Source organism: Microbispora amethystogenes, from assembly GCF_016863015.1.
Taxonomy (GTDB): domain Bacteria; phylum Actinomycetota; class Actinomycetes; order Streptosporangiales; family Streptosporangiaceae; genus Microbispora; species Microbispora amethystogenes.
The window spans coordinates 231,772-245,573 of sequence record NZ_BOOB01000009.1 but is presented as its reverse complement, the minus strand read 5'-3'; the positions used below and the strand labels follow the sequence as shown (position 1 = coordinate 245,573).

Annotated in this window: 7 protein-coding genes; 5 read left to right on the top strand and 2 right to left on the bottom strand. The window is 71.2% G+C overall.

Going from position 1 to position 13,802, the window contains the following annotated elements; genetic code table 11:
- The first annotated feature begins 34 nt into the window (after positions 1 to 34).
- From Mam01_RS06915 to Mam01_RS06905, 3 genes are all read left to right on the top strand, one after another.
- On the top strand, positions 35 to 1,444 hold the full coding sequence (locus tag Mam01_RS06915; protein WP_204284560.1) for a M1 family metallopeptidase: 1,410 nt from the start codon (positions 35 to 37) through the stop codon (positions 1,442 to 1,444).
- 57 nt (positions 1,445 to 1,501) lie between these two features.
- A complete protein-coding gene (locus Mam01_RS06910; RefSeq protein WP_204284559.1) occupies positions 1,502 to 1,924 on the top strand; it encodes a DUF6098 family protein in 423 nt (140 codons plus the stop codon).
- Between the two features lie 145 nt (positions 1,925 to 2,069).
- On the top strand, positions 2,070 to 6,464 hold the full coding sequence (locus Mam01_RS06905; protein WP_204284558.1) for a HAMP domain-containing hybrid sensor histidine kinase/response regulator: 4,395 nt from the start codon (positions 2,070 to 2,072) through the stop codon (positions 6,462 to 6,464).
- On the opposite strand, the gene Mam01_RS06900 is transcribed toward Mam01_RS06905, so the two are convergent.
- The gene (locus Mam01_RS06900) at positions 6,455 to 7,771 is read right to left on the bottom strand and encodes an NAD(P)/FAD-dependent oxidoreductase (RefSeq protein WP_204284557.1); all 1,317 of its coding nucleotides are present in this window, start codon (positions 7,769 to 7,771) and stop codon (positions 6,455 to 6,457) included. The genes Mam01_RS06905 and Mam01_RS06900 overlap by 10 nt on opposite strands.
- Before the next feature lie 451 nt (positions 7,772 to 8,222).
- On the opposite strand from Mam01_RS06900, the gene Mam01_RS06895 reads away from it, so the two are divergent.
- Positions 8,223 to 10,529, top strand: coding sequence for a rhamnogalacturonan lyase family protein (locus Mam01_RS06895; protein ID WP_204284556.1), 2,307 nt, complete (start codon positions 8,223 to 8,225; stop codon positions 10,527 to 10,529).
- An 80-nt stretch (positions 10,530 to 10,609) separates the two neighbouring features.
- On the opposite strand, the gene Mam01_RS06890 is transcribed toward Mam01_RS06895, so the two are convergent.
- Entirely contained in the window at positions 10,610 to 12,133 is a 1,524-nt protein-coding gene (locus tag Mam01_RS06890) for an extracellular solute-binding protein (protein WP_204284555.1), read from the bottom strand.
- Positions 12,134 to 12,414: 281 nt separating this feature from the next.
- On the opposite strand from Mam01_RS06890, the gene Mam01_RS06885 reads away from it, so the two are divergent.
- Complete coding sequence (locus Mam01_RS06885) at positions 12,415 to 13,704, top strand: site-2 protease family protein (RefSeq protein WP_204284554.1); 1,290 nt, start codon at positions 12,415 to 12,417, stop codon at positions 13,702 to 13,704.
- The last annotated feature ends 98 nt before the right edge of the window (positions 13,705 to 13,802 follow it).

Genomic DNA, 13,802 nt, shown 5'->3' with positions numbered 1-13,802 from the left:
ACCGCTTTCTCCTGAAAATCCCCATTATGGGAACATGGTGCGTAAATTAGCCGCTCTGGCCGCGAGTGTCATGATGGTCACGTCTCCGGCCGTTCCCGCGCTCGCGGAGCCGGGGGCGTTCCTTCCCGGCGCGCCGGGGATCGGCGATCCGTACTATCCCCTTCAGGGCAACGGCGGCTACGACGTCGGCCACTACGATCTGCGGCTGCGGTTCGACCCCGCCGACCACACCGCGGACGCCACCGCGACGATCACCGCGACCGCCACCCACAACCTGTCCCGGTTCGACCTCGACTTCTCGGGACCGGAGATCAAGAGCGTGACGGTGGACGGCGCCCGCGCCGGCTACCGCCGCGACGGCCAGGAACTGGTGATCACCCCGGCCGCGGGACTGAGAGCCGGGACCACGTTCACGGTCGTGGTCTCCTACGCCGGGAAGCTCACGGCGGTCTCGGACGACACCGGGCAGCAGGGGTGGATCAACACCAAGGACGGCGCGTTCGTGGCGTCCCAGCCGGACGGCGCGCGTAGCTGGTTCCCCGCCAACGACACCCCGGCGGACAAGGCCACCTTCAGCTTCCGGGTGTCCGCGCCCGAGGAGCTGACCGTGCTGGCCAACGGCGAGCGCGCGGGCGCGGACGACACGACCGGCTCTGACGGCTATCGGACCGCGCGGTGGGAGATGCGGCAGCCGATGGCGCCCTACCTCGCCATGCTCGCGATCGGCCGTTTCGTCGTCAGCGAGGGCACCGTCGACGGCATCCCGAACGTGACGGCGTACGACCCGGCGCTGGCGGAGAAGTCCAAGCGCCTGCACGATCTGACGGCGGAGGCGGTCAGGTGGGAGTCGTCGCTCTTCGGCCCCTACCCGTTCTCCTCCACCGGCGGGGTCGCGGACGGCCGGGGCTCGGTGACCGCGCTGGAGACGCAGGGCCGGCCCGTCTACAGCGGCGGCCCGACCGACGACTCCGAGATCGTGCACGAGCTCGCCCACCAGTGGTTCGGAAACAGCGTCGGGGTGCGGAGCTGGCGGGACATCTGGCTCAACGAGGGCTTCGCGAAATACGCGGAATGGCTCTACCAGGAGCAGCACGACGGGCCGTCCGCCAGGGACACCTTCGACCGGCTCTACCGGAAGGACGGCGCCTTCTGGAACCTGAAGACCGGCGACCCCGGCCAGGCGCACATGTTCGACGACAACGCGATCTACCTGCGGGGCGCGATGACGGTGCACGCCCTGCGGGAGAAGATCGGCGACAAGGTGTTCTTCACCCTGCTGAAGACCTGGGCGCAGGAGCACAAGTACGGCACGGTGACCACGTCCGACTTCGTCGATCTCGCGGAGAGGCTGAGCGGGCAGAACCTCGGCTCCTTCTTCGACGCGTGGCTCTACCAGTCCAAGAAGCCGCCGCAGTCGGTGTTCCGCTCGACGCCGGCGGAATAAGACGGGTTTGCCCTGTTCACGCGGGGGGAGGAGACGCGACCACACGGGAGGGGCGAGGTGGGCGGACTGCCGACGATCAAGAGCCTGGACGAGCTGACCGAGCTGGTCGAACGCCGGCCCGGCCTCTACCTGCGGTATTCGAAGGGGCCGGACGCCGACGAGGGCAAGCCCAGCGTCGACTACGAGAGTGGCCTGGAGCTGCCCGGCCTGTCGGTGACCGTGCTCGACGCCGAGCACTGGTGGACGAGATCGACCCACGACTGGCTGGCCCGCCAGATGTGCAAGTACACGCATCTGGCGGACCAGGACGAGGAGCGGCACGCCTGGGTGCTGACCGGCCGCGTGGCGGGGCGGGGTCCCGACCACGAGCCGCTCATCGACCACGTCGAGCCGGTGGCGTGGATCGACGACTCGGTGGTCGAGCAGGCCCGCGACCACTACGAGAAGGCGTTCGACGCGGGCCGCGACTCCACGGGCTGAGCCGGTGCCGAGCCCTCCCCGGCCGCCCGGGGAGGGGGCGCGTTCACACCCGGCGAGATGTACCATTCGGGCGCCGCGGGAAGACGCGTCCAGCGGTGCTTTATATGCTTTCTTTCCCTGGTCAAACGGGATCGCGAGGGTGGACATGGTCGAGAGAGCGGGCACCGTCAAGCGCGCGAGAACGTCCCGCGCCGCCGGCGGCGATCCGGAACTGGATCTGCGGGAACTCCTGGCCGGCCTGACCGCCGTACGGGACGGCGACTTCGGCACCCGGCTGCCGGAGGACGGCGACGGGCTGCTGCAGGAGATAGCGACCGTCTTCAACGGGATGGTCGACCAGCTCTCCCTCTTCACCTCCGAGGTGACCCGGGTGGCGCGGGAGGTCGGCACCGAGGGCCAGCTCGGCGGCCAGGCCGAGGTGCCGGCGGTCTCCGGCACCTGGAAGGACCTCACCGACTCGGTGAACGCGATGGCGGGCAACCTCACCAGCCAGGTCCGCTCCATCGCCGAGGTCACCACCGCCGTCGCCAAGGGCGACCTCTCCCAGAAGATCACCGTCGACGCCCGCGGCGAGATCCTCGAACTCAAGAACACCGTCAACACCATGGTCGACCAGCTCTCGTCCTTCGCCGACGAGGTCACCCGCGTCGCCCGCGAGGTCGGCACCGAAGGACAGCTCGGCGGCCAGGCCGACGTGAAGGGCGTCTCCGGCACCTGGCGCGACCTCACCGACTCCGTCAACTTCATGGCCGGCAACCTCACCAGCCAGGTCCGCAACATCTCCCAGGTCGCCACCGCCGTCGCCAAGGGCGACCTCTCCCAGAAGATCACCGTCGAGGCCAAGGGCGAGGTCGCCGCGCTCGCCCAGACCATCAACACCATGGTCGACACGCTCAGCGCCTTCGCCGACGAGGTCACCCGCGTGGCGCGGGAGGTCGGCACCGAGGGCCGTCTCGGCGGCCAGGCCGACGTGAAGGGCGTCTCCGGCACCTGGAAGGCGCTGACCGAGTCGGTGAACGTCATGGCCGACAACCTCACCGACCAGGTGCGCAGCATCGCCCAGGTGACGACGGCGGTCGCCCGCGGCGACCTGTCGCAGAAGATCCGCGTCGACGCCCGCGGCGAGATCCTGGAGCTGAAGGAGACCATCAACACGATGGTCGACCAGCTCTCGTCCTTCGCCGACGAGGTCACCCGGGTGTCCCGGGAGGTCGGCACGGAGGGCCGCCTGGGCGGCCAGGCGACCGTACGCGGGGTGTCGGGCACCTGGAAGGACCTCACCGACTCGGTGAACGTGATGGCGTCCAACCTCACCAGCCAGGTGCGGTCCATCGCGCAGGTCGCCACCGCAGTCGCCAAGGGCGACCTCTCCCAGAAGATCCTCGTCGAGGCCAAGGGCGAGGTCGCCGCGCTCGCCCAGACCATCAACACCATGGTCGACACGCTCAGCGCCTTCGCCGACGAGGTCACCCGCGTCGCCCGTGAGGTCGGCACCGAGGGCCAGCTCGGCGGGCAGGCCCGGGTGCCCAACGTGGCCGGCACCTGGAAGGACCTCACCGACAACGTGAACTCGATGGCCGACAACCTGACCAACCAGGTGCGGTCCATCGCCCAGGTCACGACGGCGGTCGCCCAGGGCGACCTGACCAAGAAGATCGACGTCGACGCCCGCGGCGAGATCCTGGAGCTCAAGACGACCATCAACACGATGGTCGACCAGCTCTCGTCGTTCGCCGCCGAGGTCACCCGCGTCGCCCGCGAGGTGGGCAGCGAGGGACGGCTGGGGGGCCAGGCCGAGGTCGAGGGCGTCTCGGGCACCTGGAAGCGGCTGACCGAGAACGTCAACGAGCTGGCCGGCAACCTCACCCGCCAGGTGCGCGCGATCGCCGAGGTGACCAGCGCCGTGACCTCCGGCGACCTCACCCGCTCCATCACGGTGGACGCGGAGGGCGAGCTCGCCGACCTCAAGGACAACGTCAACTCCATGGTGGAGTCGCTGCGCGAGTCGACCCGGGCCAACCAGGAGCAGGACTGGCTCAAGACCAACCTGGCCCGCATCTCCGGGCTCATGCAGGGCCATCGCGACCTGTCGGCGGTGGCCGAGCTGGTCATGAACGAGCTGGCGCCGCTGGTGAACGCCCAGCACGGCACCTTCCTGCTCGCCGAGGAGGCCCCGGCGGGCGCGGAGCTGCGGGTGGTCGGCTGCTACGGCCACCGGGAGGTCTCCCGCCGCCACGCGTTCGGGGAGTCCCTGGTCGGCCAGGCCGCGCAGGCCAGGCGGACCATCCTGGTGGAGGAGATCCCGCCGGGTTACCTGACGGTGTCGTCCAGCCTCGGGCAGGCGGGCCCGGTCAACCTCGTCGTGCTGCCGATCGTGGTGGAGGACCAGGTGCTCGGCGTGATCGAGCTGGCCAGCCTGGGCCGTTTCGCCAAGGCCCACCGCGACTTCCTGGAGCAGCTCGTCGAGACGATCGGCGTCAACGTCAACACGATCGTGGCCAACGCCCGCACCGACGCACTGCTCGCCGAGTCGCAGCGGCTCGCCACCGAGCTGCAGGTGCGGCAGGAGGAGCTGCAGCGCTCGAACGCCGAGCTGGAGGAGAAGGCCGAGCTGCTGGCCCAGCAGAACCGCGACATCGAGACCAAGAACACCGAGATCGAGCAGGCCCGTCAGGAGCTGGAGGACCGCGCCCAGCAGCTCGCGCTGGCCTCGAAGTACAAGAGCGAGTTCCTCGCCAACATGAGCCACGAGCTGCGCACCCCGCTCAACTCGCTGCTCATCCTGGCCCAGCTCCTCGCGCAGAACCCCACCCGCAACCTCACGCCGAAGCAGGTGGAGTACGCCAACGTCATCCATTCGGCCGGCACCGACCTGCTGCAGCTCATCAACGACATCCTCGACCTGTCGAAGATCGAGGCCGGCAAGATGGACATCTCGCCGGAGCCGGTCAGCCTGCGTCAGCTCCTCGACTACGTGGAGGCCAACTTCCGGCCGCTGACCACCCAGAAGGGCCTGCGCTTCGGCGTCACCGTCGCCTCCGGCGTCCCGGCCCGCCTGATGACCGACGAGCAGCGGCTGCGGCAGGTGCTGCGCAACCTCCTGTCGAACGCGGTCAAGTTCACCGAGGCGGGCTCGGTGGAGCTGCGCATCGAACGCGCGCCCGGCGCGGACCTGCCGGGAGCCGCCGGGCAGGAGGTCCTCGCCTTCCACGTGGTGGACACCGGCATCGGCATCGCCCCGGAGAACCTCTCGCAGATCTTCGACGCCTTCCAGCAGGCCGACGGCACCACCAGCCGCAAGTACGGCGGCACCGGCCTGGGCCTGTCGATCAGCCGGGAGATCGCCACCCTGCTCGGCGGCGAGATCCACGCGACGAGCGCCCTGGGCGAGGGCAGCACGTTCACCCTCTATCTCCCGCTGGCCCACTTCACCGCCCAGAACCAGGCGGACCGGGACGAGCCCGAGGTCCGCGTGCCGCAGCCGGAGCGGGCGCCGGTCGCGCCGGCGCCGGTGGCCGGCGCCCTCGCGGCGGCTCCAGACGTGGCGCCCGACCGCGGGAACGGCGAGAGGGGCCGCGAGAAGAGGGGCGGAAAGGGCGGCCAGAAGGGGAACGGCAGGAGCGACGGCAGGGCGCGCCCCCGCCTGCTGGTCGTCGAGCCCAAGCCGGGCGGCCTGCTGTCGATGCTGGCGCAGAGCGTCGCGGCGGATCTGCGCGACACCCACGGGCCCGTGGAGGTGTCGACCGCGAACGACCCGGACTCGGCGCTGTCGCTGCTGCTGCGGGAGAGCGTGCACTGCATCGTCCTCGACCTCGGCATGCCCCACGACGTCGTGGCCGACTTCCTGAGAGGCCTGGACCGCGACGCCGCCCTGCGGACGCTGCCGGTGCTCGCGCACCACTCGCGCAAGCTGTCACGTCCGCAGGAGGACCTGCTGCAGGTGCGCTCCCGCAACCAGCCGCTGGAGCGCCTGCCCAGCCTGGACGAGCTGCGTGAGCGGATCACCCTGCACCTGTCGGCGAACGAGCCCGGCGACGTGCTGCCGCTCGTGCAGCCGCCCGCCGAGGAGGGCGCGCACGAGACCGGGAAGGTGGACAGCGCACTGGTCGGCCGCAAGGTGCTGGTCGTGGACGACGACGTGCGCAACGTCTTCGCCCTCACCACGATCCTCGAACTGCACGGCATGGAGGTGCTGTACGCGGAGAACGGCCGCAAGGGCATCGACGTCCTGATGAGCAACGACGACGTGGATCTGGTGCTGATGGACATCATGATGCCGGAGATGGACGGCTACGCCGCCACCGCCGCCATCCGGTCCATGCCGCGCTTCGCCAAACTGCCGATCATCGCGGTGACCGCCAAGGCCATGCACGGCGACCGGGAGAAGACGCTGTCGTCCGGCGCGAGCGACTACGTCACCAAGCCCGTCGACGCCGAGGAGCTCATCGTCTGCATGCAGCACTGGCTGGACCTGCTCGGCGACGGCCCCCGCGCGGAATCCGGCGAGGGCTCCGGCGGCGGTTCCGCCGCTCAGGCCTGACCGGCGCGGTCGCGGGCGGCCGGGCCCTCCCCGGCCGCCGCCGGGCGCGCGCGCAGGTCCTCCAGCACCGCCCGGGCGGCCCGCCGCCCGGACACCAGCGCGCCCTGGATCGACCCGGTGTCGCGGTGGTCGCCGCAGACGTAGCGCCGCGCGCCGGGGCCCTCCGCCGGGAGACGCACCGGGCGGCGCAGCGGCATCGGGGGCGGCATCGCGGGCAGGGCCGCCTCGATCGCGTAGGTGGCGACGTGCTCCCACGACGAGGTGTCGCCGTAGATCCGGGCGAGCCGGTCCCGCACCCGGGGCTCGTCCCGGTCGCCGTGCACGCCGAGGACCGAGGTCGAGATCAGCGCGCGGCCGTCGGAGGAGTATTCGGGCGCGGCGTCGGTGACCACGATCGTGTCGGTGATCACGCCCTCCGCGTCCACGATCTGCGTCGGCTCGCCGAGCGGCGACGCGGGAGCGGCGTGGTAGAAGGTCGTGACCGGCCGCATCGCGGGCACCGGCAGACCGGGCAGGAGGCGTCCCGCCGTGGCCGGGTCGGCCGCGACCACCACGGCCGACGCCTCCATCTCGCCGCCCATCCCACCCCCGCCGTCGAGGGCGACGCCGGTGGGGGTCAGCGCGCCGACGGAGGTCTCCAGGCGGACCGCGTCCGGCGGGAGGCGGTCGGCGAGCTGCTCCGGGATCCGCCCCATGCCGAGGGCCGGCAGGCCGATGGTGCCCCGCACGAAGGACCGCCAGAACAGGTGGAAGATCCGGCCGGAGGTCTCCAGCTCCCGTTCCAGGACCACACCCGCCAGGAAGGGCCGGAACAGGTTCTCGACGACCTCCGGGGACGCGCCCCAGTGCCGCAGTTCCTCCTCGGTGGTGCGCTCGGCGCCGCCCCGCCGCCGTACGAGGGAGTCGGGCAGCAGCAGGTCGCGGGTGGTCAGCGCGGCGAGCACGGCCTTGTCCACCGGCGTGCCCACCCGGGCGAACAGGCCGCTGAGCGCCTGGCGCGGATGCCGCCACGGCAGCGTCACCCGCTCGTGCCGCCCGTCGCGGAAGACGATCACCCCCGAGGTGAAGGGACGCAGGCGAAGCGCCGGGATGTCGAGGACCCGGGCGGCCTCCGGATAGCCGGTGTTGAAGACCTGATATCCGCGGTCGAGCCGGAAGCCGTCCACGAGGTCGGTGCGGATCCGGCCGCCGACGCCGTCGGAGGCCTCCAGGACCCGGACCGCCACCCCCGCCCTGTGCAGGTGGACGGCGCAGGCCAGACCCGCGAGTCCCGCGCCGACGACGATCACCGTGGCAGGCTGTGGCATGAACCGCTCCCCCTCTTGCCGTGACTTGCCCGTACGTCTTCGCATCGGTATTCGAGCCCGGCGGAGGCGGCGGATGCAGCGGCCCGCCGGGGAACCGGCTGTGAACGTTCCCAGGGCGGCGGTGCCCGGCAGGTGAAATTTTCAGTGATCACTGTTGGCCGGCAGGGCGGGGACGCCCGGCCCGGGCCCGTCAGCGACCGCTCTCACCTGCTCGGGCCGCCGTCCGGGGACGCGTCGGGCGCCCGCGTCCACATGGGTGAATCGCGACTGTTTGACCATTGCGCCCGTTTCACGTTGTGATGACGCGGCACCCCGGCATGGCCCGCCCGGGTCGCGTCCGGCCACCGGGTCCTCAGCTCTCGGAGGCCTCGCGTGGACCGGCCGGCGCGGTGCGTCCCGGACGCCGTCGCGGCCCTGCCGGCACCACCCGGCACCCTCGTCTGGAGTTTGGATGACCACACGACGAAGATTCGCGTCGATCGCCGCCGTGGCCTCGGCCGCCGCCCTCGCGGGAGCCGGGGCGCTGACCGCCCTCCCCGCGTCGGCGGCGGCGGGCTGCCGGGTCGACTACCAGGTGACGAACCAGTGGCAGGGCGGGTTCGGCACATCCGTGACGATCACCAACCTCGGCGACGCGGTCAACGGCTGGACGCTCACCTGGTCGTACACCGCGGGGCAGACGGTGACGACGGCGTGGAACGCGACGGTCACCCAGAGCGGCGCGCAGGTGACCGCGAAGGACGCCGGCTACAACGGGTCGATCCCCACCGGCGGGACGGCGTCGTTCGGCTTCAACGGCTCGTGGAACGACTCCGCCAACCCCGTGCCCGCGAACTTCGCGCTCAACGGCACCGCCTGCACCGGCGGGGTCACGAGCAGCCCGAGTGCCAGCCCCAGCGCCAGCCCCAGTGCGTCGCCCAGTGCCAGCGCGAGCCCGACGCGGTCGCCGAGCCCGTCGCCCAGCCCCTCCCCGAGCCCGTCGGCGACCCCCACGACCATCCCGGCCGGCGCGCGGCAGATGGAGAACCTGGGCCGCGGCCTGATCAGCGTGCGGTCCGGCAACGGCAACCTGGTCTCCTGGCGGCTGCTCGGCACCGAGAACATCGGCACCGGGTTCAACGTCTACCGGGGATCGACGAAGCTGAACTCCTCGCCGATCATCAACTCCACGAACTACGTCGACTCCGGAGCCGCCGCCGACGCGTCGTACACGGTGCGGGCCGTGGTGGACGGCGCCGAGCAGGCGGCGTCGCCGTCGTCGCTGCGTTTCACCGGCGGCGACTATCTCGACGTGCCCATCCAGCCGCCGTCCGGCGGCACGACGCCCGACGGGGTCTCCTACACCTACAGCGCGAACGACGCGAGTGTGGGCGACCTCGACGGCGACGGCCAGTACGAGTTCGTGCTGAAGTGGGACCCGTCCAACGCCAAGGACAACTCCCAGTCCGGGTACACCGGCAACGTCTTCGTCGACGCCTACCGGCTGGGCGGCTCCCGCATGTGGCGGATCGACCTCGGCCGCAACATCCGCGCGGGCGCGCACTACACGCAGTTCCAGGTGTACGACTACGACGGCGACGGCAAGGCCGAGGTGGCGATGAAGACCGCCGACGGCACCAGGGACGGCACCGGCGTCGTCATCGGCAGTTCCTCGGCCGACTACCGCAACTCCTCCGGCTACGTGCTGTCCGGTCCTGAGTACCTGACCATGTTCAACGGCCAGACCGGTAAGGCCATGTCCACCGTGAACTACGACCCGCCGCGCGGCACCGTGTCGTCATGGGGCGACTCGTACGGAAACCGGGTGGACCGCTTCCTCGCCGCCACCGCCTACCTCGACGGCGCCCGCCCGTCGCTGGTCATGTCGCGCGGCTACTACACCCGTACGGTCATCGCGGCCTGGGACTTCCGCAACGGCTCGCTGACCAAGCGGTGGACCTTCGACTCCAACTCCAGCGGCAGCCAGTACACCGGCCAGGGCAACCACAACCTGGCGGTGGCCGACGTGGACGGCGACGGCAGGGACGAGATCGTCTTCGGCGCGATGGCGATCAACGACAACGGCGCGCCGCTGTGGAACACCGGCAACGGGCACGGCGACGCCCTGCACGTCGGCGACCTCGACCCGTCCCGGGCCGGGCTGGAGGTGTTCAAGGTCGACGAGGACACCAGCAAGCCCGCGGCGTGGATGGCCGACGCCCGCACCGGCTCCATCCTCTGGACGAACGGTTCCTGCGGCTGCGACAACGGGCGCGGCGTCTCCGGCGACATCTGGGCCGGGAGCCCGGGCGCCGAGTCGTGGTCGTCCGCGGTCTCCGGCGTCTACAACACCCGGGGGCAGAACGTCGGGCGCAAGCCGGGCTCGACGAACTTCCTCGTCTGGTGGGACGCCGACCCCGTGCGGGAGCTGCTCGACGGCACCCACATCGACAAGTACGGCACCGGCGGCGACACCCGGCTGCTGACGGCGAACGGGGTCCACTCCAACAACGGCACCAAGTCGACCCCGTCGCTGTCGGCCGACCTGTTCGGCGACTGGCGCGAGGAGGTCGTCTGGCCGACGAGCGACAACACCGCCCTGCGGATCTACAGCACGACCACGGCGACCACCCGCCAGATCCACACGCTCATGCACGACCCGACGTACCGGCTGGCGATCGCCTGGCAGAACACCGCCTACAACCAGCCGCCCCACCCGGGCTTCTTCCTCGGCGACGGCATGGCGACCCCCGCCAGGCCGAACATCTACCTCCGCTGAGCCGCCCGCTCTCGTGACCGCCCCCGGGCAGCCGTCCTGCCCGGGGGCCGTCACGGGGCATGCCTCGATCAGTGATCGCGTCAGTTGTCGTGCGACCCGGTCGCGACGACGCTCGCGAGCTTGCGCGGGAAGTCGGCCGGATAGCGCCCCTTGTTGCTGATCGCGTACAGGACGCCCTCGCGGAACGTCGCGCTGAACTCGGTGTAGTGCGGGGTGACCGGGCGGAGGCGCGCTCTCTTCACGGCGGCTCTGAGCTCGTCCCGGTAGGGGCGGGTGGCGTACATGTACGCGTACTCCCGGGTGGGGGCGAATCCCCCGACCTCGAACAGGATCAGCTCGCTGGACGGGCTGGTGAGGAACTCGATCAGCGCCTGGGCCGCCCGGGGCTTGTCCGTCCAGGCGGAGACGGCCAGGTTCTGCCCGCCGAGCACGCTCTCGTGCGGAAGCTGGGTGACCTTGAGAGAGGGAGGGCCGCCCGCGGTCGCGGCCAGTTTGTCGTAGGCCACCGGCCAGTTGCGCATGACGCCGGCCTTTCCGCCGCGGAACGCGTCGAGGGCCGCCGCCTCGGCGTCGACCGAGTCCTCCGGGTCCTTGCCCCGGTAGGAGTCGGCCAGGTCACGCAGGGCCTCGCGCGCGTTCTGGTCGAAGTCGACGGCGCTCCTGTCCGGCGTCAGCACGAGCCCTCCGTCGTGGTTCACCACCTCGCCGTCGTGGGCCCAGATCGCCTCCAGGGCGGTGACCGTCAGGCTCTCCGAGCCGACCAGGTGGGCCGCGTTGGCGGAGCGGGGGAAGTAGTCCTGCCAGCTCGCCGGTTCCCGCGCCCCGGAGCTCCGGTAGAGCAGCCCCGCGTCGGTGTTGAAGGGCAGCGCCCATAACCCCTCGCGGTTCCCGCTCATGTCCTGGCAGGTGCTCAGGACGTTGTCGAGGAAGTCGTCGCTCTTCCCCTCGGGGGACCGCCTGGACTCGTCGAGCGCGCGTATGTAGCCGTTGGCGATGAACTCCGTCATGTAGACGACGTCGAGGACGTACACGTCCGCCTCGTGGGCGCCGCCCTTCCTCGCGTCGCTCACCATCCTCGTGTGCTGCTGGTCGGGCTCGGTGCCCACGTCGATGAACTTCACCTTGTTGTCCGGGTGGGCCTGGTTCCACTGCTGGACGAGGATCCTCCGGGCGTTGGCCGCCCCGCTCTCGTCCCGGGCGCTCATGATGAGCAGTTCGCCCGGCTCCAGCCCGTCACTCGGGACCAGCCACGCGATCGGGGCGAGGACCATGAGCGCGACGAGGGTGGCGATGACCCTGGTCGGCTTCCTGAAGGCGGTGCCCACCCGGTTCAGCAATTCGAGAAAGCGGAGCTCGTCCTCGTTCTCCGGCCGCCGGAGAAGCACCCTGGCCATCCATCCGAGAAAGGTCAGGGCACAGGCCGCGAACACGAGCAGGGCCGCGCCGAGGAAGAGCTTTCCCCACTCCCACGCGTCGTCGGGGAAGCCTTCCTCCGCGTTCACCAGCACCGACCCGGCCGCGGTCGAGAGGACGACGGGGACGACCGCCGCCGCGATCAGAAGAATGCGATAAGGCATTCTCAGCGGAGGGTTCCGGTCGTTCATCACCGTCTCCTCGTTCCGGTGTCGTTCCGGACTGGCGGGCCGCGCTTTCCCATTTCGGCAATGTGTTGTCGCGAATGATGCTACCTCCGGCGTGCACACGAAGCGCTTCGTCGCGTGACGGAGCGGTTTCGGGAACAGCGAAAACCGGTTTTTATCCGGATATATCCATATTCCATTTCCGAGACCGGCCGGCCGACGGGGCCGACCGGGACCCGGCCGCCGCAGGCCGCGTGACCTGCGCCTTTGTGGGTAGGCCTGTCACGGGGACGAGGGGAGGCAGGATGCGATCGTCGATCAGTCTCGGCCGCATCGGCGGGGTCCCGGTCGGGCTCAACGTCAGCGTTCTCGTGATCGTCGTGATCCTGGTCGTCGGGCTGGCCTTCGGGCGGTTCCCGATCGCCTTCCCCGGCCTGCCGACCGCGGCGTACGTGCTGGCCGCGCTGGTGTCGGCCGTGCTCTTCCTGGCCTCGCTGCTCGCCCACGAACTCGCCCACGCGATCGTGGCGCGCCGGCACGGCGTGGAGGTCACCGGCATCACACTCTGGCTGCTCGGCGGCGTGGCCCAGCTGCGCGGCGAGCCCCGCTCCCCCGCCGCGGACCTCAAGATCGCCGGTGTCGGCCCGCTCACCAGCGTCGTGCTGGGCGGCTTCTTCGCCCTCGTGACCTGGGGGGTCTCCGCCGTCGGCGGGCCCGCGCTGGTCAGCGGGATGTTCGGCTACCTCGCCGTGGTGAACGTGCTGCTGGCGGTGTTCAACCTCATCCCCGCCGCGCCGCTGGACGGCGGCCGGGTGCTGCGCGCCTTCCTGTGGGCCCGCTGGGGCGACCGCCTGCGGGCCGCCGTGGCCGCCGCCCGGGCCGGGCGGGTCTTCGGCTACACGCTGATCATCCTCGGGTTCCTCAACCTCGTCTCCGGCCTCGGCTTCCAGGGGCTCTGGCTGGCGCTCATCGGCCTGTTCCTGGTCAACGCCGCCAGCGCGGAGGAGCAGCAGACGCAGATCGACGCCGCGCTGCACGGGATCAAGGTGGCGGAGGTCATGTCCCGCCAGCCCATCACCGCCCAGCCGGACGAGACGGTGGCCGGGCTCATCGACCGGCTCGTGCTCCGCCACCACCTGTCCACCTATCCGCTCGTGGACGACGACGGCCGGTTCGCGGGGCTGGTGACCCTGGGCCGCATCCGGGCCGTCGACCCCGCCCGCAGGGAGGCCACGGCGCTCCGCGAGATCGCGTGCCCGCCGCCGGACGTGCCGTCGGCCCGGCCGGACGACCTCCTCACCGAGCTGCTCCAGCGGATGAGCGGCTCCACCGACGGCCGGGCGGTGGTGCTGGACGACGGCCGGATCGTCGGCCTGGTGACGCCCAGCGACATCAGCCGGACCATCCAGACCGTGGACCTGCGGGCGCGCGAGCCGTACCGGACCCCGCGCGGGGCCGATCTCGCCCCGCACCCTCCCGGCGGCCCGTCCGCCGGTGATTCCCGGCCCGGCGATCCCACCTCCGGCGGCCCCTCTTCCGGCGGCCCCGCCTCCAGCGGCACGGTCCGGTCCACCGGCCGCCGCGACGCGGCCTGAGAACCGGCCGCCCTCGGGCTGCCCTGCCGAGCGCCTCGAGGCGCGGGCCGGGGGCCGCCCGCCCGCCCGTACCGAAAACCGGTGGCAAGCCGTGTTGA